Raw genomic sequence first — 26,394 nt, forward strand, 5'->3', positions numbered from 1 at the left:
CGCCGGGCCAATATCTCCTGACATATGCTGCCACATCCCTACCTGGCATAATGGGTCGGCAGGGCGGTGGTTGCCTTCAACGTCTCCATCGAAACCGAAGCGGATATGTCGAAAAACTCGACCTTTTCCACCAGCGCCTTGTAGATGCCGTCATAGGCTTCGACGCGCGGGAGAACGAGCTTGAGGATATAGTCGAAGGTGCCGGTCATCCGGTGCACTTCGACAATTTCGGGGATATCGATGATCGCGGCGCGGAACTGCTCGAGCCAGTCGGCGGAATGGCGCGCGGTGCGGACAATGACGAACATCGTCGTCGGCAGCCCCATCACCGGCCGGTCGAGCAGAACGACGCGGCGGGCGATATAGCCCTCTTCCTCCAGACGCTGGATGCGGCGGGAACAGGCGGAGACGGACAGGCTGACCCGGTCGGCCAGATCCGACACGGCAATGGACGAATCCGCTTGCAGCAAATCCAGGATTTTACGGTCACGATGGTCGAGCATATCCATTCCTGCGCAATATTTCGGCGTTGCGGCCTGAATATACGCCAATCTTTTGCGTGACGACAGATTTAATCCGCAAACTTTGCGAACCGTTCGCGCGGCATCTGAACTATTATTCCCGCAATGACTTCCATGGGAGAATGAGAATGCGCACGATTGGGCTGATTGGCGGTATGAGCTGGGAAAGCACGGCCGTCTATTACCGGCAGATCAACGAAGCCGTCCGCGCCCGGCTGGGCGGCCTTGCCTCCGCCAAGGTGGCCTTGCAGTCGCTGGATTTCTCCGAAGTCGTCGCCCTGCAGAAGAGCAACCGCTGGGGCGATGCCGCTGCGCTGTTGTCGGATGCAGCCAGGCGACTTGAAGCGGCCGGCGCCGACTGCGTTCTCATCTGCACCAACACGATGCACCTTGTTGCCAACGAGGTAGCAGGTGCCGTCAGCATTCCGCTGATCGACATCCGGCAGGAAACCGGCCGGGTGCTTGCCGCCGCCGGCAAGCAACGCCCGCTGCTGCTGGCGACGCGCTACACCATGGAACACGGATTTTACGCTGACTATATGCGCGATGCATTCGGCATCGAGGTTATGGTTCCCAACGAAATCGACCGGGCAAAAGTCCACGCGGTGATCTTTGACGAACTCTGCCGCGGCATCGTGACGGAAGAGTCCCGCCAGGCGCTGGAAAAGATCATCGTGCGCGGCAAGGAAGCCGGAGCCGACTGCGTCATTCTCGGCTGCACCGAAATCTGCCTCTCCGTCACCGATGACAATGTCGCCCTGCCGGTGTTCGATTCGACCACGATCCATTCCGAGGCCGCCGTATCGCTGGCGCTGGGACGGGATTTCACGGATCAGCAGACCGCCGTTTAGCCTCTTGTGATTTCAAGCTTGCAGGTGCGTGGTTCGTGGTTCGACAAGCTCACCATGAGGGAGGTGGGTTAGCTGCATGCCAATCGCGAACGTCGCGGAATAAGGCTCCCTGCAACTCTCAACCTCCCTCATGGTGAGCTTGTCGAACCACGCACCACTCATCATGCAGCGCGCGTCTTATCAGATCGCGCCGCTGAACGTATCGCAGCTGTCGAGCTTGCCGCTGTCGAAGCCGCGCTTGAACCACGAACTGCGCTGGGCAGACGTGCCGTGGTTGAAGCTTTCGGGAACCACATAGCCCTGCATCTTGCGCTGCAGGGTGTCGTCGCCGATCTGCTTGGCGGCATTCAGCGCTTCCTCCAGGTCGCCCGCTTCCAGAATACCCTTCTGCTGGGTGAAATGCCCCCAGATACCGGCAAAGCAATCCGCCTGCAGTTCGACCCGCACCGACATGGCATTGGCGTCGGCCTCGCTCATGTTCTGGCGCATCTGGTTGAACTTCGGCAGGACGCCGATCAGGTTCTGCACGTGGTGGCCCACTTCATGGGCAAGCACATAGGCCTGGGCAAAGTCGCCCGACGCGCCGAACTTCTTGTCCAGCTCGTTGTAAAAATTCAGATCGATATAGACCTTGCGGTCGCCCGGACAATAGAACGGTCCGGTGGCCGCACTGGCGGAACCGCAGGCCGAACGGGTCTGTCCATTAAACAGCACCAGGGTGGGCGGCGGATACTGCTTGCCCTCCGCCTGGAAAATGCCGCTCCAGACATCCTCGGTCTCGGCCAGGACGGTCTTGACGAACTGCGTCATCTGGTCATTGGCCTGCGCCGTCGGGCGCGAGGCGGGCGACTGGCTCTGGCTTTGTCCCGGCGATGATTGATCCATCATGCCGCCATCCACCAGAATCTGCATCGGATCGATATTGGTGCAGAATTTCAGGAACAGGAAAATGGCCGCAAGGACAAGGATACCGGATATGCCGCCGCCGCGCACGGACTGTATGCCGCCGCCGCTGGGAAAGCGGAAGCCGCCGCCATTGCCCATGCCGCCGGGTGTGCCGCCATCGTCACCATCGGTGCGGCGGTCCTCAACATTGTCACTTTGCCTACCGCCTTGCCAGCGCATTCCCCACCTCCAGATGAACCCTCGGCCATGCCGCCGATATGTTGCACATCAACAGTATAGCTCCTTATTTGTTCCATGCACGATGCTATTTTCAACTGCTGGCTGCAATGGATTCCCAATCAATTTTCATGACCGAATAATGCAGAGTCCGCCCGTTGTTTCGGAGCAGGATGAGCACAAAGCGCCGCCGCATTCCTTTTCCATCCGAAACTGCGGCGAAAAAGCATGGATTTGCGCGTTTTTGGGGTTACGTAATCCGATCGCTTTGCCTATAAGGCAGCCTTAGCCTCGCATTAGGAATTTTGTGTCTGCCCGTACGGTCAAGTCCGTGCGGTTTTTTGTGCAGCACGCTGTTGATAGGAAGAAGCCATGCCAAAACGCACCGACATCAAATCTATTCTGATCATCGGCGCAGGACCGATCATCATCGGTCAGGCATGTGAGTTCGATTATTCCGGCACGCAGGCCTGCAAGGCCCTGAAGGAGGAAGGCTACCGCGTCATCCTCGTCAATTCCAACCCGGCCACCATCATGACCGATCCGGAACTGGCCGATGCCACCTACATCGAGCCGATCACCCCTGAGGTCGTCGCCAAGATCATCGCCAAGGAGCGTCCGGACGCCCTGCTGCCGACCATGGGCGGCCAGACCGCGCTGAACACCGCCCTGTCGCTGCGCCGCATGGGCGTGCTTGACCGCTACAATGTCGAAATGATCGGCGCCAATGCCGAAGCCATCGACAAGGCCGAGGACCGCGCGCTTTTCCGCGAGGCCATGGCCAAGATCGGCCTGGAAACACCCAAATCCATGCTGGCCAATGCGACCGACGTGAAAAACCTCGACCGCCGCCTGCACAAGGAGCAGCGCGAAATCGTCAAGGCCAAATATTCCGGCGCCGAACTTGATGCGGCGCTCGACAAGCTCGAAACCGAATGGCAGCTGGGCGAAGGCGACCGCAAGCAGCGTTACGTCTCGCACGCGCTCGGCATGGCCGGTGCGGCGCTCGACCATGTCGGCCTGCCCGCCATCATCCGCCCCTCCTTCACCATGGGCGGCACCGGCGGCGGCATTGCCTATAACCGCACAGAATTCTACGAAATCATCGGCAGCGGTCTCGATGCCTCGCCGACCACCGAAGTGCTGATCGAGGAATCGGTTCTCGGCTGGAAGGAATATGAAATGGAGGTCGTCCGCGACAAGGCGGACAACTGCATCATCATCTGCTCCATCGAGAACATCGATCCGATGGGCGTCCATACCGGAGACTCCATCACCGTTGCCCCGGCCTTGACCCTGACGGACAAGGAATACCAGATCATGCGCAACGCCTCGATTGCGGTGCTGCGCGAGATCGGCGTCGAGACCGGCGGTTCGAACGTGCAGTTCGCCGTCAATCCGGAAAACGGCCGCCTGATCGTCATTGAAATGAACCCGCGCGTGTCGCGCTCCTCGGCGCTGGCGTCCAAGGCTACCGGCTTTCCCATCGCCAAGATCGCCGCCAAGCTCGCCGTCGGCTACACGCTGGACGAACTGGAAAACGACATCACCGGCGGCGCCACCCCGGCCTCGTTCGAACCGTCCATCGACTATGTCGTGACCAAGATCCCGCGCTTTGCCTTCGAGAAATTCCCCGGCGCCGAGCCGACGCTGACCACGGCAATGAAATCCGTCGGCGAAGTCATGGCCATTGGCCGTACCTTCAAGGAATCGCTGCAGAAGGCGCTGCGCGGCCTTGAAACCGGTCTCACCGGTCTCGATGAAATCGCCATTCCCGGCCTTGGCGAAGGCAGCGACAACAATGCCATCCGCGCCGCCATCGGCACGCCGACGCCGGACCGCCTGCGCATGGTGGCCCAGGCGCTGCGCCTCGGCCTTTCCGTCGAGGAAGTGCACGAGGGCTGCAAGATCGATCCGTGGTTCCTGCAGCAGATGGCGGAAATCATCGCCACGGAAGAGCGTGTGCGCGAGCACGGCCTGCCGCAGGACGCACAGAACCTGCGCATGCTGAAGGGCATGGGCTTCTCCGATGCCCGTCTCGCCAGCCTGGCCAAAGTCGACCCCAACGAGGTGGTCAAGCTGCGCAAGAAGCTTGACGTGCACCCCGTTTTCAAGCGCATCGATACCTGCGCGGCCGAGTTCGCCTCGCCGACCGCCTATATGTACTCGACCTATGAAGTGCCCTTCGCCGGTGCCCTCGCCTCGGAAGCCCAGGTTTCCGACCGTAAGAAGGTCGTCATCCTCGGCGGCGGCCCCAACCGGATCGGCCAGGGCATCGAGTTCGATTATTGCTGCTGCCATGCCGCCTTCGCCCTGCGCGATGCCGGCTACGAAGCCATCATGATCAACTGCAACCCCGAGACGGTATCAACGGACTATGACACCTCGGACCGGTTGTACTTCGAGCCGCTGACCGCCGAAGACGTGCTGGAAATCCTGCGCGCCGAACAGACCGCCGGGACACTGCACGGCGTCATCGTCCAGTTCGGCGGCCAGACACCGCTCAAGCTCGCCGATGCGCTGGAGAAGGCCGGAATCCCGATCCTCGGCACCTCGCCGGATGCCATCGATCTGGCTGAGGATCGCGACCGCTTCCAGAAGCTCTTGATCAAGCTCGACCTGACGCAGCCGAAGAACGGCATCGCCTATTCCGTGGAACAGGCCCGCACCATTGCCGGTGAACTCGGTTTCCCCTTGGTGGTGCGCCCGTCCTATGTTCTCGGCGGCCGCGCCATGCAGATCATCCATGACGAGCGTGCCCTGCAGAGCTATCTGCTCGACACGGTTCCCGAACTCGTGCCGGAAGACATCAAGCAGAAATATCCGAACGACAAGACCGGCCAGATCAACACCCTGCTCGGCAAGAACCCGCTGCTGTTCGACCGTTATCTCAGCGAAGCCATCGAAGTCGATGTGGATTGCCTGTGCGACGGCAAGAACACCTGGGTTTCCGGTATCATGGAACATATCGAGGAAGCCGGCATTCACTCGGGCGACAGCGCCTGCTCGCTGCCGGTGCATTCGCTTTCGGCTGACATCGTTGCCCAGCTCGAGGCAGAAACCGCCGCGCTGGCAAAATCCCTCAACGTTGTCGGCCTGATGAACGTGCAATACGCCATCAAGGACGGCACGATCTATGTGCTGGAAGTTAACCCGCGTGCCTCGCGCACGGTACCCTTCGTTGCCAAGACCATCGGCAAGCCGATCGCCAAGATCGCCGCGCGCATCATGGCGGGCGAAACGCTGGACGAGGCGCTGGCCAATTATGGCGGCAAGCCGTCCGGCACCGCGCGCAAGCACATCGCCGTCAAGGAAGCTGTCTTCCCCTTCGCCCGTTTCCCCGGCGTCGACATCCTGCTCGGACCGGAAATGCGCTCGACCGGCGAAGTGATGGGCCTCGACTACGACTATGCGCTGGCCTTTGCCAAGGCGCAGCTCGGTGCCGGTGTCGACCTGCCGCGTGACGGCACCCTGTTCGTCTCGGTGCGCGACGAGGACAAGCAGCGCATTCTTGCGCCGGTCAAGCGGCTGGCAGATCTTGGCTTCAAGGTGCTGGCGACCGGCGGCACGGCGCGTTTCCTCGCGGAAAACGGCGTTGCCGCGCAGAAGATCAACAAGGTCCAGGAAGGCCGTCCGCATGTCGAGGACGCCATCCGCAACCGGCAGGTGCAGTTGGTGTTCAACACCACCGACAGCGCCAAGGCGATCTCGGACTCAAAATCGCTGCGCCGCGCCACGCTGATGCAGAAGGTGCCCTACTACACCACCCTGTCGGGTGCCGATGCGGTGGCCGAAGCCATTGCGGCACTCAAGGCAGGCTCGCTCGAAGTGCGCCCGCTGCAGGATTATTTCTGACACTTGCTCCGGTCGCGGCCCATGCCGTGACCGGATTTTCCCTCACTCAGTTGGGCGTTCCTTCGGGGTCGCCCTTCTGCAGCGCCTGCAGATAATCCTCGAGCCGGTCGAGGCTCTCGTCCCAGAAACGCCGGTAATGGTCGAGCCAGTCCGACACTTCGCGCAACGGCCCGGCTTCCAGACGGCAGGGGCGCCACTGCGCCGCCCGGCCGCGGGCAATCAGCCCAGCCCGCTCCAGAACCTTCAGATGTTTTGAAACCGCAGGCATGCTCATATCGAACGGCGCCGCCAGTTCGGTAACGGATGTTTCACCTTCGGCTAGCCGCGCCAGAATGGCGCGCCGCGTCGGATCGGCGAGCGCGGCCAGAATGCCACTGAGACGGTCAGGCGTCATATTTTTTACATTACCTATTGGTTAAATAACTAAATAGTTTAATATTGCAAAGCCCGGGCCTTGTCAAGATTCGGCACGCCGATGGTAACGGCAGCAAAGAGCGGAAACCAGACCCGCCGGAGCTTGGACAAAATGACCTGCATCCGCGATTGACCTCAACTTAAGTTGAGGTTTTATAAGCTTCACTCCGCCCGGAATCCATCCACTCAGGAGCACGCATGTTGACCGATATCGAACGACTTACAGACGCACAGTTTCTCCGGCTGTTTCAGGCAAAACGGTTTCTTGTGACAGGCGCGACGGGCAATGTCGGCCGGCACGTCGTCAATGAACTGCTGGAAAACGGCTATCTCGTGCGGGCGCTCACCCGCGATGCGCGGCGCGCCAATCTGCCCGCGGGCGTCGAGGTGGTCGAGGGCGACCTGACGCGGCCGGAAACATTCGAACGGGCGCTTGCCGGCGTGGCCGGCATGCATCTCATCACCATCGGCGGCGACGATTACACGCCTCTCGACAACGGCGCCGAGATTATCCAGCTGGCGCGCTGGGAGGGTGTGCAGCGCATCTGCGTGCTCAGCGACGGGCGGACCGGAAGCGTCGAGGAGGCGGTGGAGGCGAGCGATCTGGAATGGACCATCCTGCAGCCCGTCGACCTCATGTCCAACACGCTTGGCTGGATCAAGAGCATCAAGTCGGCCAATATCGTGCGCGAGCCCTATGGCAGCACGGCAAGAACCCTCATCCACGAGGCGGATGTGGCAGCGGTCGCCGCCCGGATTCTCAGCCATGGCGGCCACGCCCGCAGGACCCTCAAGCTGACGGGCTGCGAAGTCCTGACCATACCGGACAAAATCAAAGCGATCAGCGCGGTGACGGGCAAGCCGATCCGCTATATCGAGGTGAGCGAGGAGCACACGCGGCAATCCATGCGCGAACTCGGCATCGGCGAAGACGTCATCGACTATGTCGTGGCATGGAACAGCAATCCGCCGCCGGAAGGGCGTGCCGTCACCGGAAGCGTCCAGCAGGTCATCGGCCGCCCGCCCCGCCGCTTCAGCCACTGGGTCAAGGAGCATGCCCCGCTGTTCATGTGAGGCAATAGCAAGACGGCATGTTATTTGGCGTGCGTGGTTCGACAAGCTCACCATGAGGGAGGTGGTTTGGTGCAAGGTTAATCACAAACGTTGCAGAACTTAGCTCCCTGCAGCCGACTCCATCCCTCATGGTGAGCTTGTCGAACCACGCACCACAAATGGCGCAGCGGCAAAGCGCCTAGACGCCGCTCAGCCCTTCCGCTTCCATGCCGTGTCCCGTGGGATCGCTGACAAAGTGCAGCACCTTGGAAAAGACGTGGTTGCTCATGTCCTCGCGCCCGATATGCACCACGGTGGACTTGGCGAGCTTGTCGCGCAGCACGGCCATCACCCGGTCATGTGCGCCCGCTTCCATGGCATCCAGCGCCTCGTCGATGACCACCCAATCCGGCTTGTGCAGCATCAGGCGGGCAAAGGCCAGGGATTGCTGCTCGTCGTCGCTCAGTTCGCGGTCCCAGCGCGAGCGGAAGTCGAGCATGGTCTTGAGGCGGTCCAGGCCGAGCTCATGCAGCGCCGAAATGAGTTCGCTGTCGGGAAAGGCATCCTTCCCAAGCGGATAGGACATGACTTCGCGCAGGCTGCCCGGCGGAAAATAGGGCGAGCGCGGCATATAGAGGATCGCCGTGTCTTTCGGCAGGGCAATATTGCCGGCACCCCATGGCCACAGACCGGCAATCGCACGGAAAAGCAATGTCCTGTCGATGCCGGGTTCGCTGGTGATCAGCACCCGTTCGCCGGCATTGACGACCGCCTTTTTCTCCTTCAGGCGCACGGTTGCCAGCGGCGCCGTGATCTTGAGCGTATCGAAAACAAGCTGGTTGCCTTCCGACTGGGAGAACTTGATGCGCTGCTCGACGCTGTTCAGCGTGTCCATCGACTGGACCGCCTGCCGGAATGACGTCACGCGCAACAGCGTGGCGCGCCAGTCAGCAATGGCGCTGAAATTGTCGACGAACCATTTGAGCGATGCCTGGACCTGATTGAAGGCGCCGACGGCGATGATCAGACCGCCGAATGACAGGTTACCGGCAAAATATACCGGGGCGGCCACCAGATAGGGGGCGACCTGCGTGAACCAGCCATAGCCGGAGGTCACCCATACGAGCTGCGTCCAGGCCGTTACCAGCTGGCGGATAGCGGCGAGCAGCGAATCGACATCCAGGCCAAGCCGGACCTTTTCATCCTGTTCGCCCCGGTAGAGCGCAATCGCATCGATGTGCTCGTTGACGCGCATCAGCGAAAAGCGCAGGTCGGATTCACGCTGGTAGCGGTCGGCATTGAGCTTGATCAGCTTGCGCCCGACAAACCAGCTGATGGATGAAGCGGATCCAGCATAGAGGATGGCCGCCCACACCATATAGCCCGGAATGGAAAAACTGTGGCCGGAGACGTTGAAGATGAAGCCGCTGGACAGGCCCCAGAGCACGCCGATGAAGCTCATCATCAAAATGGAGGCCTGCAACAGGCCGAAGCCGAGGTCGGTCGACATTTCGGCAAGATGGCGCGCATCCTCGTGCAGACGCTGATCCGGATTGACGCCGATCGGCCCGGAATTCGACAGCTTGAAGGCCCGCCGGGGAACCAGCCACTCGCCGATGAGGTCGCGGGTCAGACCTTCGCGCAGTTTCATGCGGGTCATCTGATTGAACCAGGTCTGCCCGACAGCCAGAATCAACAGGCAGATGGCGATGCCCAGAAAAACCAGCAGTTCGTTGAGAAACGCGGTGAAATCGCGATGGGAAAGCGCGTCGAGAAAGCGCCCGTTCCATTGCACGAGACGAACCTGGCCGGCGGAGGTGATGATGATGATGGCAAACATGCTGAGCAGCAGCAGGACGAGCCGGTTGCGGACGGGTGATATCCAGTAGACATGCAAGATAACGCGGAGCTGAGAAAGCAGGCCCGCCTGTACTTCGCCGGCAACGGCGATGGCGGACGTCTTGCTCTGTTTGTCTTCCGCCATGAGCTAGCCCCCGTGGACGACCGTGATTCGGCCTCTCCACTTTATCATTGTTGATTGGATTGCACCGGATAAAGCGCCGGATTTACCCAAGGGAAGTAAGGCTGAATTCCGCCCGGTCAAGGGCGGGCGCGTGACGGGCACATGCGGCTGATTTGAATCCCGCTTGTTTCGGCTCCGATTCTGTCTTATGTATCCCGCATCGATTTATCGGTCGAGTGACTTTGCGACCTGCGTAACCCGTTGCGCTTCCTGATGAACTCCATTGCATAGGTTCGATTCCCTGGGCAGCATAGCTGTATGTTGCCTGTCTTATATCTCTGAAAGGAATTTCCCATGGCTACGGGAACAGTGAAATGGTTCAACAGCACTAAGGGCTATGGTTTCATCCAGCCTGACACCGGCGGTGCAGACGTATTCGTACACATCTCCGCTGTTGAGCGCGCAGGACTGCGCGGCCTCAATGACGGTCAGAAGGTCAACTACGAAATCGTACAGGATCGTCGTTCGGGCAAGTCGTCCGCTGACAACCTCAGCGTTGCCGGCTAATCGCCGCACGCGAAAATCGACAGGTTTTCGAATATACAAATTTGGAAAGGCGGGATTTTGATCCCGCCTTTTTGCATTTCCGGGCTGGCTCAGACGATATCGCTTTCGGAGTAGTCAGCCACCAGTTGCAGCATGGCGCGCAAGCCGACGATGAGGCCGCTTTCATCGACCAGGAACAGATCGGAGTGGTTGGCCGGCACTTCGCGCGGATCCAGCCCCTTGCCCGTGATCCCGACCCTGAAGAAAAAGCCGGGAACGGCCTGCGCGAAATAGGAGAAGTCCTCGCCGCCCATGCCGCGCTCGACCAGCTTCGTGTTGTCTATCCCGGCAACACGGGCAAGCGTCGGGGCCATCCTGGTTGTCAGTTCCGGGTTGTTGATGACAGGCGGATAGCCGTTCGCCTCCCAGATAACCTCTGCTTCACCCCCCATGCCCTGGGCGACCAGCGTCGCCAGTTCGGTGAAGCGCTCCATCATGTGTTGGCGTTGCCGCTCGGCCGAGGTGCGCAGCGTGCCTGCCAGTTCCACCTTGGCAGGGATGATGTTGTAGCGTGTCCCGCCTTTGAACACGCCGACGCTGAGAACCGCCGGCTCGCGCACGACATCGGTTTCACGGCTGACCAGCGTCTGCATGGACGATACAATTTCCGAAGCGATGACGATGGGATCAATACCATTCCAGGGGGCCCCGGCATGCGTCTGCTTGCCCTTCACCGTCAGCCGAAAAGCATCGGACCCTGCAGTGACAGGACCGGAACAATAACCAACCATTCCGGCAGCAAGATTGCTGCCGACATGCAAGCCAAACACAACATCGGGTTTCGGATCAGCGAAGGCGCCCTCTTCCAGCATCTTTCGAGCGCCGCCGACCTCACCCCTCGGCAGTTTCTCTTCGGCAGGCTGGAACAGCAGCTTTACCGTTCCCTTGAGATGTGCCTTGTTCTGCGCGAGGATTTCAGCGGCGGCCATCAGGATGGCCACGTGACAATCATGACCGCAGGCATGCATGACAGGCACGTCATCGCCATCCCAGATTGCCCGCGCCTTGGATGCAAACGATACATCGGTCTTTTCTTCGACAGGCAGGGCGTCCATATCGGCACGCAGGGCAATGACCGGACCTGCCCCCGCCTCACCTTTCAAAACCGCAACAATACCGGTGGTGGCGACTTTCTCCCGGACGTCATAGCCAAGCGCCTTCAGGTGCTGCGCCACGAGCGCCGAGGTGCGGACCTCCTGGTTGCCCAGTTCCGGATTTTCATGGATATCCCGCCGCCAGGCAATCATCCGTTCTTCGATGTCACGCGCCTGCACATCGAAGACGCCGTGTATCTTTCGCGCCGGGGCGGGCTCAATATTCAATGCGGCGTGCAGTGGCGAGACGCCCAGCGCGAACAATCCGCAACAGGCACATAGGGTCTTGAGGAACTGACGGCGCTCAAGCACGTCATCAATGGCTTCGGCTACAAATCGCTGCGGTGAAGAAGACTTTGCGGGCGTGAATAATTTCATGGCAATCAACCTTCGTGCTGAAAATGAGAGGCAATAAAATTCGTTCAAATGCAATAAAACAGGATGGTACCCCAACCCGGGGCGCTGTCAAGAACGGAGCCTGGCCATTGGCAGAATGAAACCATGCCCCATGCAACCGTTCGTTCAGGATATTCACTGCATACAATCGGCAAGCTCGGATCGAGCCTGCCGATTGTGAATCTCGGCGCCCTCAGCCGATCTCGACAACCACCTTGCCGAACGGTCCGCGGTCCAGATGATCGAGCGCGTCGGCAAAATCCGCCATGGTGTAAACGGCATCGATGACGGGGGTAGCACCCGACAGTTCGAACGCGGCAACCAGATCCTCCAATGCCCGCCGGTGCCCGACCTGAATGCCCTCGACGACCACACGCTTGCGGGCAAACGGGCCAAAGCCGCCGGATATCTCAAAACCGTCGATCACCCCGATCAGCGAAATGCGTCCGCCGACCGCCGCCGCGTGCAGGGATTTGTCGAGATGGACGCCGCCGATCGTCTCAAGGATGTGGTCGGCGCCGCGATCGCCGGTCAGCCGGTAGACGGCTTCGACCCAATCCTCCTTCTGGCGGTTGATCCCATGATGGGCACCAAGTTCCCGGGCCCAGGCGAGTTTCTTGTCGTCGCCGGAGACAACGATAACCTCTGCCCCATGCATCAGCGCAATCTGCATGCCGAAGATCGACACGCCGCCGGTTCCGATGACGACCACGGTCTGCCCGGCCCTGAGCCTGCCGCGTTCGACCAGGGCGGTCCATGCGGTGAGGCCGGCGCAGGGCAGCGTGCTGGATTGGAGACCGGTCAGCGTGTCCGGCGCCCGCACCGCCCAGTCCTCGTGCAGCACGACATAGTCGGCCAGAACCCCCTGCATCGGCCCGCCAAGGGTGCGGCCATTGGGATCGCGCGCCGTGCCGGGACCATTGCCATCGATCCAGTCGGGCAGGAAGGTCGAGATGACGCGGTCGCCCACGGCAAAGCGCGTCACGCCGGCGCCGACCGCCGCAACCGTGCCGGACAGATCCGACAGCGGCGTGAGCGGTTCCGTCTGGGGTGCCGGCAATCCAAAGCCGAGATCGACCAGCAGCTTGTCGCGGTAATTGAGGGAAGCCGCTGCGGCCTTGACCAGGATTTCACCGGGCCCCGGCGTTGGCACCTCGGCCTCGACCAGCTTGAGATTGTCGCGTCCGGCGCCATTCAGCGTCCAGCGTTTCATCGTCTTCGTCATCATCTCTGTCCTTGCATGCCCCGCCAGCCGGGGTGAGAACAGCGTTTTATATGATCGCAACACGATGCAGTTGCGCCCATTCCACCCATTATTGTATCGTTCTATTCTACAATGGAGCGAAGAATGGACCGGCTTGCAGGTATTCAGGAGTTTGTCACGGTGGTGGATGCCGGCGGATTTTCCGCCGCCGCGCAAAAACTGCACCTGTCGCGCTCGGCCGTCGGCAAGGCGGTCGCCCGGCTGGAGGAGCGGCTTGGCGTGCGTCTCTGCCATCGCACCACGCGGGCGTTCACGCTGACGAGCGACGGCAACGCCTTCTACGCGCATTGTGTGCGCATCCTGGCGGAACTCGACATGGCGGAAGGCGCCCTGGCCTCCGACAGGGAACAACCGGCTGGCCGCCTGCGCATCAGCGTTCCCGTGATATTCGGCCGTTACTGCGTGGCGCCCGTCATCGCCGACCTCTCCCGCCAATACGCGGCGTTGCGCTTCGACGTGTCTTTCACCGACCGGCCGGTGGACCTGATCGAGGAAGGCTATGACCTCGTCGTCCGCAACGCGGTCCTGCCGGACAGCGCCGTCCTCACCGCCCGCCGCATCGCACGCCAGCGCATGACCATCTGTGCAGCGCCGTCCTATCTCGCCGCACGCGGAACCCCGCGCACCATCGAGGATATCGCCGGGCACGACTCCATCGTCTATGGCCGCGACGGCAACACCCGGCCCTGGCTTTTCCCTGACGGCAAGGGCGGTAGCTATGCGGCCCCGGCCCGCACCCGGCTGATCCTCGATGATCTGGATACCGCCGCCGATATGGCGGTCGCGGGCATGGGGCTCGCGTGGCTGCCCTGCTGGCTCATTCGCGAACGGGTGCACAGCGGCAGTCTTGTCCGGGTTCTGCCCGACGTCGAACCGCTGGTTTTCGACACCTATGCCGTCTGGCCGCGGGCGCCCTTCATGCCGGCGCGCATGCGCGTACTCATCGACGCCCTCGCCTCCCGCCTGCCCGGCATGACCGGCACGGACGGCGAAATCAAATCAGCCGCCTGACGCCTCCGGCAGCCAGGTGATCGGCACGTGGCCCTCGTCACCGGCAACCCGGCTCAGCCATTTCGCCACGGACGGATAGGCGGAAAGGTCATAGCCGCCCTGGTTGGCCTCGTGGGTATAGGCATAGAGCGCGATGTCGGCGATGCTGATGACGTCACCGGCGAAATAGGGCGTCTTCTGCAGCTGCTGTTCCATGACGAGCAGCGCCTTGTTGCCGCCTTCCAGCGTTGCCGCCAGCCGTTCCGGCGTCGCATCCTTCGCCCGTTCGGGATAGACAAGCAGGGCGCGGCGCACCGCGATATTGGGCTCGTGCGTATATTGTTCGAAGAACAGCCATTGATACATCAGGCCGCGCGCATAGGCATCATCGGGGATGAACCGGGTTCCCTCAGCCAGATAGAGCAGGATGGCATTGGACTCCGCCAGGAACCGGCCATCGTCAAGCTCCAGCAGCGGCACCTTGCCATTGGGGTTCTTGGCGGTGAATTCCGGTTTTCGCGTCGATCCGTCCGTCGATGAAATGGCCACATGCTCGAACGGCAGGCCAAGCTTCGCCATCAGCAGGCGCGGCTTGTAGCAATTTCCGGAGCTGAGCTGCGAGTAAAGTATCGGCATGGCTGGTCTCCTGTGGCGGGCGAAAATCGCCGCTGGTGTCCGGTCTCATCGGTTTGCGTGAAACATCGCATGAACGGCGGTGATGCTTTGAATGTTTCATGTCACACCCTGCATAGAAACAGCGCGATGTGAAGCCTTTTGCGCACGCTTTTGCTTGCGATTCCGCGCCTGTTGCGACATAGCAGACCCGCACACCGGCTACCCCTTGTCAAACACCCGCTTCAGGAGAACGATACCATGGCATTCCTCGCCGACGCCCTTTCCCGTGTGAAGGTTTCCGCAACGATTGCGATCACCCAGAAAGCACGAGATCTGAAAGCCGAGGGCCGGGATGTGATCTCGCTCTCCGTGGGCGAGCCGGATTTTGATACGCCCGACAACATCAAGGAAGCCGCCATTGCCGCCATCCGCCGCGGCGAGACCAAATATACCCCGGTTTCCGGCATCGTGCCGCTGCGCGAGGCGATCACCCGCAAGTTCAAGCGCGAAAATGAACTCGAATACAAGCCGAGCCAGACCATCGTCTCCACGGGCGGCAAGCACGTCATCTACAACGCGCTGCTCGCCACGCTGAACCCCGGCGACGAAGTCATCTGCGTTGCACCGTACTGGGTGAGCTATCCGGAAATGGTGGCGCTGTGCGGCGGCACGCCGGTTATCGTCTCGGCCACGCAGCAGCATGAATTCAAGCTGCAGCCGGAAGATCTGGAACGCGCCATCACACCGAAGACCAAATGGGTCATTCTCAATTCGCCGTCCAATCCTTCGGGCGCCGCCTACAGCTGGGATGAGCTGAAGAAGATCACCGACGTTCTCGTCCGTCATCCGCATGTCTGGGTTCTCACCGACGACATGTACGAACACCTGACCTATGGCGACTTCAAGTTCGTCACCCCGGCACAGGTCGAGCCAAGCCTCTATGACCGCACGCTGACCATGAACGGCGTGTCGAAAGCCTATGCCATGACCGGCTGGCGCATCGGCTACGCCGCCGGACCGCAGGCACTGATCAACGCCATGGACATGGTGCAGGGGCAGCAGACATCCGGCACCAGTGCGATTTCGCAGTGGGCCGCCGTCGAGGCACTGGATGGCACGCAGGAACACCTGCCGGTGTTCAAGAAGGCGTTCGAAGGCCGCCGCGATCTCATCGTTTCCATGCTGAACCAGGCACCGCTGCTGCAGTGCCCGAAGCCGGAAGGCGCCTTCTACGTCTACCCGTCCTGCGCAGCCGCCATCGGCAAGACAGCGCCGTCGGGCAAGGTGATCGAAACCGACGAGGATTTCGTCAGCGAACTGCTGTCGAGCGAAGCCGTTGCCGCCGTGCATGGCTCGGCCTTCGGCCTTGGACCGAACCTGCGCATTTCCTATGCGACATCGGATGCCAAGCTCGAGGAAGCCGGCAAGCGCATCCAGCGCTTCTGCGCCAGCCTGCGCTGATCGTACGACCGGATTGAAGACAAAAGGGGCCCATCGGCCCCTTTTCTTTGCCGCAAAAGCTTCACGGCTTTGTGTTGATCGTTCTTGCACGGAAATGGCATATTTCCACCGCAACGCCGCAGAGATGAAAGAACAGTTATGGCCGCCATTCACCGCAAGCCCGCCTGGGCGATAGCCGAAGCCCTGGCAACCCCCGAGGCGGCATTCCTCAACCGGCGGTCGATCCTGCAGGCCTGGGGCCTTGGTGCGCTGGCAACCGCTGCGCTCACGGCACTGCCAAAGGCAGCGCGCGCCGCAGCGGAGCATAAACCCGCCGGCAATCCGGCGCTCTATCCGGCCAGACGCAATGACGCCTATACGCTCGACCGCAGCCTGACACCGGAAGAGATCAACGCGACATACAACAATTTCTACGAATTCGGATCGGACAAGGGGATTTATGCGGAAGCGCAGAGCCTGATCACCAACCCATGGGCGATCGACATCGACGGCATGGTGGAAAAACCTTTCACCATCGAATTTGCCGATCTTGAAGCAAAAATCCCGCTGGAAGAGCGCCTCTATCGCCATCGCTGTGTTGAGGCATGGTCGATGACCATCCCATGGACCGGCTTTTCGCTCGCCAAGCTGGTTGAGCTGGCAAAACCGCTCGCCTCGGCCACATACATCCGCTTCGAGACCTTCAACGATCCGTCCATGGCCAGCGGCCAGAACGGCTTTCTCTATACATGGCCTTACGTGGAAGGTGTCACCATGGCGGAAGCGGCCAATGAGCTCGCCTTCCTGGTGACGGGCGCCTATGGCAAGCCCCTGCTCAACCAGTTCGGCGCGCCGATCCGCCTCGCTCTGCCATGGAAATACGGGTTCAAGTCGATCAAGTCGATCCGCAGGATCACCTTCACCGACAAGCGGCCGGTAAGTTTCTGGGAGGAACTGGCATCGAACGAGTACGGTTTCTGGGCCAATGTCAATCCGGCAGTGGCGCATCCCCGCTGGAGCCAGGCGCAGGAGCGTGTGCTGCACACGGGTGAAACCGTGCCGACGCTATTGTTCAATGGCTATGGCGATCAGGTCGCGTCCCTCTACACGGGGCTCGAAAACGAAACGCTCTATCGCTGATTTTTTGGAAACATACCCCGGAAAAGAAAAGAGGCCGGACAATTGCCCGGCCTTAAGTTTTGAAGGATGCCATTTCTGGCAAAACCTCCAGAGGGGAACACTAGCGGATGCGCAATGGGAGGAGGAGACGCATCGGCTAGTGATGTGGATATGGGCCCTTTAACCGTTTCTTGCAATCCCCCAATTGTGCAATGCACCCATGCACCAAATGCATACCGACAATTTATCGGCATTTTTGAAATGAGAGCGCGTGTTTGCGGTGCAATCCGGCAAGATCATGCTCCGAACCGGCCCGCTTGCGAAAGAAAATTTTTCCGCAAAAATGCGAAAACAGCCGATCAATAGGACCAGGTGCGCGCCTTCGAGAAAAGGAAATCCCGAAACACGTGCAATTTCGCTGCGTTCTTGATTCCCTCGGGATAACAGAAGAACGTATCGAAGGATGGCAGCTCCATCTCCGGCAGCAGGCGCACGAGGGTCGAATCCTTCTCGACCATGTAATCGGGAAGCACGCCGAGGCCGACACCCTTCTGGATGGCGCGCTTGATCGACAGGAGGTTGTTGATCTGCAGAACGGCAGGCCGCAGATTGCCGTCGGACCGGCCGATCCCTTCCAGCCAGTTGAGGTTGGTCAGGTAAGACGGGGCCGGTTCGCCGAAGCTGACGATGCGATGGGAATCGATCTCGTCGATGTTTTCGATCTTGCCATATTTGGCGATGTAGCCCGGCGAGGCGTAGACGTGCATATGCACCGTGAACAGCCGGCGCTGGATCAGGTCAGGCTGCTGCGGCTGACGCAGGCGGATGGCGCAATCCGCGTGGCGCATCGTCAGATCCAGCTCCTCATTGTCGAGCAGCAGCTGCAGCTGCACTTCCGGATAGAGTTCGATGAATTCCTGCACGCGCTCGATCAGCCAGCCGGAACCGAGACCGACTGTCGTGGTGACGCGCAGCTTGCCCGATGGGCGATCCTTGCTTTCGGTGAGGCGCGAGCGGACGTTTTCCAGCTTCATCAGCACTTCATGCGCCGTGCGGTACAGCACCTCGCCCTGCTCGGTCAGGATCAGGCCGCGCGCATGCCGGTGAAACAGGGGAACGCCGACATCCTGCTCCAATGCGCTCACCTGGCGGGAGATGGCCGATTGCGACAGATGCAGCGTCTCGGCGGCATGGGTGAATGACCCAGCCTCCGCCGCAGCATGGAATATTCGCAATTTGTCCCAGTCAAGCGACATGGCGCAGTCTCTCCCCCATTCCGGTTCCGCATATCGCAACCGGCCTTATCTCAAACGCCCTTATTCGGCAGCCTGGCGCACCGGTTCCTGTGCCGCCAGCCAGCGTTCGGCCTCAAGGGCCGCCATGCAGCCCATTCCGGCCGCTGTCACGGCCTGACGATAGATATCGTCGGTGACATCGCCGGCGGCGAAAACACCGGGAACATCGGTCGCCGTCGAATCCGCAGCAGTCCACAGATAGCCATTCGGCTTATGCTTGAGTTTCCCCTTGAACAGTTCAACTGCCGGTGCATGGCCGATCGCCACGAAAACACCGTCCGTCGCAATGTCCGTCGTCTCGCCCGTCTTGACATTCTTCAGGCGGACGCCGGAAACCGATGCTGCCATAGGCGGCTTTGCCTCCGTACCCGTGATTTCGTCGATGACGTTGTCCCAGACGACTTTGACATTTTCGCGGGCAAACAGGCGGTCCTGCAGAATTTTTTCCGCACGGAAATGATCGCGGCGATGCACGACCGTGACCGACTTTGCCAGATTGGCAAGATAGAGCGCTTCCTCGACGGCCGTATTGCCGCCGCCGACAACGACGACATCCTTGTTGCGGTAGAAGAAACCGTCGCATGTGGCACAGGCGGAAACGCCGAAGCCCATGAAGGCCTGTTCGGTCGGGATTCCAAGCCATTTCGCCTGCGCGCCGGTCGCGATGATCAGCGCATCGCAGGTGTACTGCGTGCCGCCATCACCGACGAGACGGAACGGCCGGACGGAAATGTCCACTTCCGTGATGATATCGTGAATGATCTCGGCGCCGACATGTTCGGCCTGGATGCGCATCTGGTCCATCATCCAGGGGCCCTGCACCGGATCGGCATAGCCCGGATAGTTCTCGACATCCGTGGTGATCATCAGCTGGCCACCCTGCTGCAATCCGGCAACGATCACAGGTTTCAGGTTGGCGCGGGCCGCATAGATGGCTGCGGTATAGCCGGCAGGACCGGAACCGATAATGAGGACGGGCACGTGGCGCTGTGACATATCAAGACCTATAAACAGATGTTCAGCCAGAACGGGTTGGGAGCAGACTTATGATCATTTCCAATGCCATAAGGTAGTGGGTCAGCCCCCTCCGTTGCAAGGTCTGCGCGTGATATAGGCCGGTTAGCCACAGCTTGTACGCGGTGTTTTGCCGTTTGGCGCGCATTGTGGCGCCTGACGGAACCGGTTATGAAACATTCCCATGTCTCTCTTCCCGTTCTGAGGTCCGCTCATTTTTCGCACCATCATCAATATTTGCGCGCGATTTGGTCTGGTCATGGCGGCAGCCATGCTGATTCCCGCCGCTGTTGATCTGCATATCGGCAACCGGGACTGGATCACCTTCGTGGAATCGGCGATTTTCACCGGTGTGCTCTGCGGGCTTGTCGCCCTTGCCACCCACAATCCCGATATCCGGTTTACCCCGCGCCTCGGCTTTCTCCTGATCGTTTCCGTCTGGCTCACGGCGGCGCTGCTCGGGTCCCTGCCCCTCTATTTCTCGACGCTGCCGATCAGTTTCGCCAAGGCGCTGTTCGAATCCATGTCCGGCATCACCTCGACGGGCGCCACCGTGCTGACAGGGCTCGATGCCATGCCGCGCGGCATCCTGCTCTGGCGCTCGCTGCTGTGCTGGTTCGGCGGTTTCGGTTTCGTCGGCCTCGGCCTGTTGCTGCTGCCGTCGCTGCGCGTGGGCGGCATCCAGCTCCTGCACATGGAATCCTCCGACAAGTCGGAGAAAATCCTGCCGCGCATCCACCAGATCGCCACCGGCATCATCATCGCCTATGTCAGCCTGACGGTGCTGTGCACCCTTTCCTATTTCGCCGCCGGCATGGGCATGTTCGATGCGGTCAATCACGGCATGACAACCGTTGCCACCGCCGGCTTTTCCACGCATGATTCATCCTTGGGCTTCTATGCCCACAACCGGGCCATTCTCGTCATCGCCACCATCTTCATGATGCTCGGCGCCCTGCCCTTCGTGCTCTACATCAAGGCCGTCATGCCGCAGCGCCTGACCTCGCTCGCCGACCCGCAGGTGACATTGTTCCTCGTTATCGTCGCCAGCCTGAGCTTTTTCCTGGCGGTGGGGCTCACGCTGGAAACCGGCATCGGGTTTGGCGATGCCCTGATTGCAGCCGCGTTCAATCTCGTCTCGATTATCTCAACCACAGGTTTTGCAACCGAAGACTATACGCGCTGGGGGCCGGAAGCCCTCGGCATTTTCTTCATCGTGACGTTCATCGGCGGCTGTGCCGGGTCGACGTCGGGCGGCATCAAGCTCAATCGCCTGATCATTCTCTGGCAGTTGGCATCCGCCAGCCTGACGCGGCTGATCATGCCGAATGCCGTTATCAAAATGCGCTACGGCCGCGCGGAAATCAGCCCGCAGGTGGCGCAATCCGCGCTGCTCTTCATCTTCCTCTACATGTCGTCCCTGATCGTTGGAGCCACGGCGCTGACGATCCTCGGCAACGATCTCGGCACGTCGATCACCGGGGCACTGACGGCGCTTTCCAATGTCGGGCCGGGTTTCGGCGATACGATCGGGCCGGTCGGCAACTTTTCGACGCTCAGCGACCCCTCGCTTCTGCTCCTGAGCTATCTCATGCTGGCGGGCCGGCTGGAAATCATCACCGTCGTCATTCTGTTTACGCGCAGCTTCTGGAGCCGGTAGGTCCATGCTATGAACCTGTTTGTAACCGGATGCGAATGCATTACACAGCGGCAGGAATCGCCTATGGTGCTCGCCGTAAGCGCCTTTTTGACAGGGATATAATCAGACCATGCCTTTGAAGGCGGACTTGGACGAGATCGACTGGAAAATCCTGAAACAGCTTCAGGACAATGGCCGCATCACCAATGTGGAGCTTGCCGAACGTGTCGGCATATCGGCACCGCCCTGCCTGCGCCGGGTGCGCAAGCTGGAGGAAGGCGGCATCATCCAGGGCTACAGGGCCATCCTGAACGGTTCGATCCTCGGCCAGGATATCGTCGCCTTCTGCATGATCAGGCTGCACCGGCAATCGGACGCCGACCTGAAGAGCTTTGCCGAAAAAACCAACAGCTGGACCATCGTGCGCCGCGCATGGATGGTGTCGGGCGAATCCGACTTCCTGCTGCATTGCGTGGCGAGCGACATCAGCATTTTCCAGAATTTCGTCATCGAAGACCTGACGTCGACGCCGAATGTCGATTCCGTCCGCACGTCGCTGACGATCCGTGCGGTCAAGAACGAACCATTGATGGTGCTCTAACCGCGAATTTTCGAATAGAAGAACAGCAAGACACGGTAGTACGGCCGGAGCACTTCGCGCTTCAGCTTGTCCGACAGAGTCTTTTTGCCCTGGACGACCGTGCCGCCGAGATTGAAATCGATCTCGCGAATGGTGATGGGCCGGGCGGACAGCATGCGCACGGGATGCAGCCAGCGCATCTGCAGCGTTGTGTCCACCGGCCGGTCGAACCGCTTCGTCGCTGCAAGCAGCGCAATCGCGGCATCACGGCCGATCAGCTGCATCTGCATGCCGAGGCCGGGCAATGCGGGCTGCATGACGGCATTGCCGCCCTGGCGGGCGATCTCGCCGCCCTTTTCGCCCCGCGTCCAGCGCGGAAAGCGGATGTAATCGCCGGGCCGCACCGTCTCCATCGCCAGCGTCAGCTGGTCGGCAAAGCCCGGATCGATATCGACATCGTCCTCGATGACCAGGCCCGCATCGAGATTGCCGTCGACAATCGCCTGCCACGCCTTGCGATGCGAGAGAAAGCAGGCGATCTCGGTGGTGCGCAACGGGAAGGGATAAGGCGGGAAATGCCGGGATGTCCGGCTGTAGACCGCTGCGATTTCGGCCTCGCTGAGCTGCTGCGCGTCGACGGCGTCGATAATCTCCGCTGCAACCGGTAACCGCTGCATCAATGCCCTGACATGCGCGCCGCGTTTTTCAGCGCGTTTGAGGTGAATGATGAACGCGGCAGCCTTCATGATCCGGCCCGGTTGCTGCCCGCGAACAGGCGCTCGTAGACGGTCAGGATTTTCTCCGCTTCGTTCTGCAGGGGGAAATGTTCCCGCACATGTTCGAGCCCGGCCTTTCCGGCGTCCTCGCATTTTGCCGGATCAGCGAGATAGCGTTCGATGGCCTCTTCCAGTGCCGGACGGTCACCCGCCGGAACGACAGTGCCCGTGGCGCGCTCCACCATCTCCGCATAGGCGCCGGCATCGCTGGTCACAACGGCGGTTTGCGAGGCCATGGCTTCCAGCGGCGTCAGGCCGAAACCTTCATTGCGCGACGGCGCGACATAGAGACTCATGCGGCGGTACCAGAGTTTCACGTCAGGCACTTCGCCCAGAAAAAGCAGGCGATCCTGCAATCCCGCCGTGGCAATCTTCTCGCGCAGCGCCTGCTCGAACCCCTTGTGTTCGGCGGTTGTCCGGCCCGTCATGACGGCCGTCCACGCGGGATAGCGCGGCAGGAGATTGATCATGGCATCGACGAAAAGATCCGTGCCCTTCGAATGGCGGATACGCCCGGAACAGCCGACAAGATATGTGCCCGGCAGGCCCGAGGCGGCAAAGGCATCTTCAGGCGTTGCCGGCGGATGGAACGTGTCCGTATCCACCCCGTGCATGATCACGGTGTGCGGCACCTGCAGATAGCTGCCGGATTTGGCGCTGGTGGCAATCACGGCATTCATCCGCCGGATCAGCCATTTGGTGAAGGGCTTGTGGTCGCGCTGCGCTGCCGAGGTAAAGAGCAGCGACAGCTTCATGCGCAGGACATGGCGCATCAGAATGCCCGCAAGCATCTCGTTGTTGCGGCGGGCATGCCAGATTCGGAAGGGTCTGGTCTTTGGCCTGAACCAGAAACCGGGCAGCGAACGCCACCCGATTTTCGGCAGGGTGTCGGGAAGACCCGGCCCCATGGCCACGATTTTGACCCCGTTGGCCCGCTGCAGCGGAATGAGCTGCACGATAGTCGAGGTGACCCCGGAAAGCTTGCGCTTGAAATTCGGAGCGATCACCTCGACGTTGCTTACCGGTTCCGGCACGATATCAGGCGAACTTGAACCCGACGATTTCATACGAACGGGCGCCGCCCGGTGCATTGACCTCGATCGTGTCGCCTTCGCTCTTGCCGATCAAGGCACGGGCGATGGGTGAGGAAATGGAAATGCGGCCGGCTTTCGGATCAGCTTCCTGATCGCCGACGATCTGGTAGATCTTCTTGTCTTCCGTATCTTCGTCGATCAGCTGGACGGTGGCGCCAAACTTGATCTTGTCGCCGGACAATTTCGAGATATCGATGATTTCGGCATGCCCGATATAGCCTTCCAGCTCGCTGACGCGGCCTTCATTGTGGCTCTGGGCTTCCTTGGCGGCATGATACTCGGCATTTTCCGAGAGGTCGCCATGGGCGCGCGCTTCCGAAATTGCCAGGATGATGCGAGGCCGCTCTTCTTGCTGGCGCCAGCGCAATTCTTCCTTGAGCTTGTCAAATCCGCCTTGAGTCATCGGGACCTTTTCCATGCCCTCTCCTTTCGCAGTCAAGTGTCAAATGCGCCCCGCCAGGGCCGCGCGACACAAAAAGAAAACGGTCACCGAAGCTCAAGACTTCGGAACCGTTCAGTCATTCGTCGTTTAATATAGCACTCTTTCCGGCGATTTCACGAAGAAAGTAGAAAATGTCGCGGATCGGCCAGTTTTCCCTGTATCGCCGGTTAGCAATGCTGCCTTCGGGGCTCTTGCAGTCCATCACGGCAATCGATAGAGCAGGTTGCGGGCAAGGGATGACCGCGGATATTCTGTGGATTCATCATGACGCAAGGCCGTGCCAATCTGTTGCTGCTTGTCGCAGGCGCCATCTGGGGCCTCGGTTTTGTTGCACAGGCGAGCGCCGTCGGCAATGTCGGCGCCTTTCTGTTCATCGGACTGCGCTTTGCCCTGGCAAGCCTCACCGTTGCGCCGCTGGCATGGCGCGAAGCACGGCTGGCGAAACACCGCCTCACCCGCCGTGATTACGGCAGTTTCATCTTCATCGGCCTGTTCCTGTCCATCGGCTCGGTTCTGCAGCAGATGGGTCTTGCCACGACAACGGTCACCAATTCCGGCTTTCTCACCGGCCTCTATGTGGTGATGGTGCCGATCCTCGGCGTCATGCTGTTCTGGAGCTGGCCGAGCCCGATCGTCTGGCCCTGTGCGCTGACGGCGCTGGGCGGCATCTATCTCCTGTCGGGCGGACAGCTCAACAACCTGACGACCGGTGACTGGCTGACCATTTTGTGCGCCGTCTTCTGGGCGCTGCAGATCATCTTCATCAACCGTCTCGCGCATGAAAACGGCCGGCCCTTCATGCTTTCCTTCGTGCAGTTCCTGACCTGCGCCGTGTTCGGCTTTACCCTTGCCGCGTTCATGGAACCGTTCAACTGGCCATCGGTCATGCTGTCCTGGCCGGCCATCCTCTTCGGCGGCGTGTTCTCCTGCGGCATTGCCTTCACCCTGCAGGCGGTCGGCCAGCGTTATACCAGCGCACCGCAGGCGGCCATCATGCTTTCCTCCGAAGCCCTGTTCGCGGCGCTCTTCGGTGCCATCCTCCTCGGCGAGCGCATGACGGTCCACGGCATGATCGGCTGTGCGCTGATCTTCATCGCCATGATCACGGTTGAAATCGTCCCGGCCCTGCGCAACCGGACGGATGCCGCCTAGGGTGCAATTCCTGCCTTGTTGCCGACACAGGCATTACCGCCGCCGCTGACCTTTCCTTTACACTTTGGTCTTATTTTATCCATGTCTGCGCTTGGTTTCAGGCGAAAAGGATGTGGTGACATGAGTTTTGCGTTGTCGTCCGCCGTGCCCTTGCGGCGCCTTGCGACCGTCTTTGTCCTGTGCACGGCAACCGCGCTCAGCGCCTGCGGCATGGGCGATGTGCGCCGTCCGCAGGCCAATGTCGGCCATGGCGCGAGCCCTGCGGAGTCCAGCGACTATATAGCGGTGGCGCCCGCCGCGGACATGACACCCGACACGGCTGCCCCCGACAATACAATGGCTGACAATTCCCTGGCCGGTGAAGAAAACCGCATTGCCAACAATGAAGCCGACCAGCCGGTGGCGCAGGAACAGAACCTCGCCGCTGCAGAGCCCGTGATGACGGAAGAGAACCACGCGCTGACCAGCCGCGAACAGAATTACGGCTATGCCGGTGGCGGTCTGCGCGACCCCATGGCGCGCAGCGAAAGCCGCTACGCCATACCCGCCGGTGAAATCGCCTGCCGGACCCAGCTCAAGCAGCTTGGCGTCGTCTTTCAGGAACACGCGCCGATCAATGATGGCGGCGTGTGCCGTATCGACAACCCGCTGACGGTCAGCGGCTTCGCCAGCGGCCAGATCCGGCTGAAACCGAGTGCGACGCTGAACTGCCAGATGACTCTGGCCTTTGCCCGCTGGGTCAAGGGCGACCTGCAGCCGTCGACGCGGCTGCGCTATCTCTCCGGCGTCAACACCATTCATCAGGCCTCAAGCTATTCCTGCCGCACCATGAGCAACCGGCCGGGCGCCAACATGTCCGAACATTCCAAGGGCAATGCGCTGGATATCGCCAAGATCACCCTGAACAACGGCACCGACATCAAGGTGCAGAAGCCGGGGTTCTTCGCCTTCCGGCAGCGCGGCCTGCTCAACAATGTCCGCTCCGACGCCTGCGACTACTTCACCACGGTGCTCGGCCCCGGCTACGATATTTTCCACCGCGACCATTTCCACTTCGACCTGATGCAGCGGCGCAACGGCCATCGCGCCTGCCGCTAGC

General features: G+C 60.7%; 23 protein-coding genes. 11 read left to right on the forward strand and 12 right to left on the reverse strand.

Going from position 1 to position 26,394, the window contains the following annotated elements:
• Positions 1–38 precede the first annotated feature (38 nt).
• Positions 39–503, reverse strand: a complete 465-nt coding sequence (locus tag ACP7B1_RS18000; protein ID WP_346307119.1) for an Lrp/AsnC family transcriptional regulator — start codon at positions 501–503, stop codon at positions 39–41.
• 146 nt (positions 504–649) lie between these two features.
• Between ACP7B1_RS18000 and ACP7B1_RS18005 the strand changes: the two genes are divergently transcribed.
• Complete coding sequence (locus ACP7B1_RS18005; protein WP_346307118.1) at positions 650–1,372, forward strand: aspartate/glutamate racemase family protein; 723 nt, start codon at positions 650–652, stop codon at positions 1,370–1,372.
• Between the two features lie 180 nt (positions 1,373–1,552).
• On the opposite strand, the gene ypfJ is transcribed toward ACP7B1_RS18005, so the two are convergent.
• Positions 1,553–2,497 (reverse strand): KPN_02809 family neutral zinc metallopeptidase, encoded by a 945-nt coding sequence (gene ypfJ / locus ACP7B1_RS18010; protein WP_223612628.1) that lies wholly within the window; start codon positions 2,495–2,497, stop codon positions 1,553–1,555.
• 369 nt (positions 2,498–2,866) lie between these two features.
• On the opposite strand from ypfJ, the gene carB reads away from it, so the two are divergent.
• On the forward strand, positions 2,867–6,349 hold the full coding sequence (gene carB, locus ACP7B1_RS18015) for a carbamoyl-phosphate synthase large subunit (RefSeq protein ID WP_426137172.1): 3,483 nt from the start codon (positions 2,867–2,869) through the stop codon (positions 6,347–6,349).
• A 46-nt stretch (positions 6,350–6,395) separates the two neighbouring features.
• On the opposite strand, the gene ACP7B1_RS18020 is transcribed toward carB, so the two are convergent.
• Complete coding sequence (locus ACP7B1_RS18020; RefSeq protein ID WP_223612626.1) at positions 6,396–6,743, reverse strand: ArsR/SmtB family transcription factor; 348 nt, start codon at positions 6,741–6,743, stop codon at positions 6,396–6,398.
• Between the two features lie 218 nt (positions 6,744–6,961).
• Between ACP7B1_RS18020 and ACP7B1_RS18025 the strand changes: the two genes are divergently transcribed.
• Positions 6,962–7,837, forward strand: coding sequence for an NAD(P)H-binding protein (locus ACP7B1_RS18025; RefSeq protein WP_346307445.1), 876 nt, complete (start codon positions 6,962–6,964; stop codon positions 7,835–7,837).
• A gap of 178 nt (positions 7,838–8,015) precedes the next feature.
• On the opposite strand, the gene ACP7B1_RS18030 is transcribed toward ACP7B1_RS18025, so the two are convergent.
• Complete coding sequence (locus tag ACP7B1_RS18030) at positions 8,016–9,800, reverse strand: ABC transporter ATP-binding protein/permease (protein WP_346307444.1); 1,785 nt, start codon at positions 9,798–9,800, stop codon at positions 8,016–8,018.
• A 333-nt stretch (positions 9,801–10,133) separates the two neighbouring features.
• Here ACP7B1_RS18030 and ACP7B1_RS18035 point away from each other — a divergent pair, with 333 nt between their 5' ends.
• Entirely contained in the window at positions 10,134–10,346 is a 213-nt protein-coding gene (locus ACP7B1_RS18035; RefSeq protein ID WP_027233379.1) for a cold-shock protein, read from the forward strand.
• 89 nt (positions 10,347–10,435) lie between these two features.
• Here the strand turns inward: ACP7B1_RS18035 and ACP7B1_RS18040 are convergent, their stop codons facing one another.
• Together ACP7B1_RS18040 and ACP7B1_RS18045 are read right to left on the reverse strand one after the other, a co-directional pair.
• Entirely contained in the window at positions 10,436–11,857 is a 1,422-nt protein-coding gene (locus ACP7B1_RS18040; protein WP_346307443.1) for an amidohydrolase, read from the reverse strand.
• 211 nt (positions 11,858–12,068) lie between these two features.
• Positions 12,069–13,100, reverse strand: a complete 1,032-nt coding sequence (locus ACP7B1_RS18045; protein ID WP_346307442.1) for an NAD(P)-dependent alcohol dehydrogenase — start codon at positions 13,098–13,100, stop codon at positions 12,069–12,071.
• 123 nt (positions 13,101–13,223) lie between these two features.
• Between ACP7B1_RS18045 and ACP7B1_RS18050 the strand changes: the two genes are divergently transcribed.
• Positions 13,224–14,150, forward strand: coding sequence for a LysR family transcriptional regulator (locus ACP7B1_RS18050; RefSeq protein ID WP_346307441.1), 927 nt, complete (start codon positions 13,224–13,226; stop codon positions 14,148–14,150).
• Here the strand turns inward: ACP7B1_RS18050 and ACP7B1_RS18055 are convergent.
• Complete coding sequence (locus tag ACP7B1_RS18055) at positions 14,139–14,765, reverse strand: glutathione S-transferase family protein (RefSeq protein WP_346307440.1); 627 nt, start codon at positions 14,763–14,765, stop codon at positions 14,139–14,141. The genes ACP7B1_RS18050 and ACP7B1_RS18055 overlap by 12 nt on opposite strands.
• 237 nt (positions 14,766–15,002) lie before the next feature.
• Between ACP7B1_RS18055 and ACP7B1_RS18060 the strand changes: the two genes are divergently transcribed.
• Together ACP7B1_RS18060 and msrP are read left to right on the forward strand one after the other, a co-directional pair.
• Positions 15,003–16,205: a pyridoxal phosphate-dependent aminotransferase gene (locus tag ACP7B1_RS18060; protein ID WP_288193566.1), complete on the forward strand. Its 1,203-nt coding sequence runs from the start codon at positions 15,003–15,005 to the stop codon at positions 16,203–16,205.
• Positions 16,206–16,343: 138 nt separating this feature from the next.
• Complete coding sequence (gene msrP, locus ACP7B1_RS18065; protein WP_346307439.1) at positions 16,344–17,324, forward strand: protein-methionine-sulfoxide reductase catalytic subunit MsrP; 981 nt, start codon at positions 16,344–16,346, stop codon at positions 17,322–17,324.
• 338 nt (positions 17,325–17,662) lie between these two features.
• On the opposite strand, the gene ACP7B1_RS18070 is transcribed toward msrP, so the two are convergent.
• Both ACP7B1_RS18070 and trxB read right to left on the reverse strand, forming a co-directional pair.
• Positions 17,663–18,559, reverse strand: coding sequence for a LysR family transcriptional regulator (locus tag ACP7B1_RS18070; protein ID WP_105732078.1), 897 nt, complete (start codon positions 18,557–18,559; stop codon positions 17,663–17,665).
• A 60-nt stretch (positions 18,560–18,619) separates the two neighbouring features.
• Entirely contained in the window at positions 18,620–19,594 is a 975-nt protein-coding gene (gene trxB, locus ACP7B1_RS18075) for a thioredoxin-disulfide reductase (RefSeq protein ID WP_346307438.1), read from the reverse strand.
• A 277-nt stretch (positions 19,595–19,871) separates the two neighbouring features.
• Between trxB and ACP7B1_RS18080 the strand changes: the two genes are divergently transcribed.
• Positions 19,872–21,272, forward strand: coding sequence for a TrkH family potassium uptake protein (locus ACP7B1_RS18080; RefSeq protein ID WP_346307437.1), 1,401 nt, complete (start codon positions 19,872–19,874; stop codon positions 21,270–21,272).
• A 109-nt stretch (positions 21,273–21,381) separates the two neighbouring features.
• Positions 21,382–21,852, forward strand: coding sequence for an Lrp/AsnC family transcriptional regulator (locus ACP7B1_RS18085; RefSeq protein WP_223612615.1), 471 nt, complete (start codon positions 21,382–21,384; stop codon positions 21,850–21,852).
• Here the strand turns inward: ACP7B1_RS18085 and ACP7B1_RS18090 are convergent.
• Genes ACP7B1_RS18090 through greA form a run of 3 tightly spaced genes read right to left on the reverse strand, consistent with a single transcriptional unit; the run spans position 21,849 to position 24,119 of the window.
• Positions 21,849–22,577, reverse strand: a complete 729-nt coding sequence (locus tag ACP7B1_RS18090) for a glycosyltransferase family 25 protein (RefSeq protein WP_346307436.1) — start codon at positions 22,575–22,577, stop codon at positions 21,849–21,851. The two genes, ACP7B1_RS18085 and ACP7B1_RS18090, sit on opposite strands and share 4 nt — an antisense overlap.
• Positions 22,574–23,674, reverse strand: a complete 1,101-nt coding sequence (locus ACP7B1_RS18095) for a glycosyltransferase family 4 protein (RefSeq protein WP_346307435.1) — start codon at positions 23,672–23,674, stop codon at positions 22,574–22,576. Before ACP7B1_RS18095 ends, ACP7B1_RS18090 begins: the two co-directional genes overlap by 4 nt.
• Positions 23,646–24,119, reverse strand: a complete 474-nt coding sequence (gene greA / locus ACP7B1_RS18100; RefSeq protein WP_112526015.1) for a transcription elongation factor GreA — start codon at positions 24,117–24,119, stop codon at positions 23,646–23,648. The genes ACP7B1_RS18095 and greA overlap by 29 nt, the downstream gene beginning before the upstream one ends.
• Before the next feature lie 288 nt (positions 24,120–24,407).
• On the opposite strand from greA, the gene ACP7B1_RS18105 reads away from it, so the two are divergent.
• Both ACP7B1_RS18105 and ACP7B1_RS18110 read left to right on the forward strand, forming a co-directional pair.
• Positions 24,408–25,295: a DMT family transporter gene (locus ACP7B1_RS18105; protein WP_223612612.1), complete on the forward strand. Its 888-nt coding sequence runs from the start codon at positions 24,408–24,410 to the stop codon at positions 25,293–25,295.
• 120 nt (positions 25,296–25,415) lie between these two features.
• Positions 25,416–26,393, forward strand: coding sequence for an extensin family protein (locus ACP7B1_RS18110; RefSeq protein ID WP_346307434.1), 978 nt, complete (start codon positions 25,416–25,418; stop codon positions 26,391–26,393).
• Position 26,394 lies beyond the last annotated feature (1 nt).

The organism is Phyllobacterium sp. SL163 (assembly GCF_049896885.1).
Lineage (GTDB): Bacteria > Pseudomonadota > Alphaproteobacteria > Rhizobiales > Rhizobiaceae > Phyllobacterium > Phyllobacterium calauticae.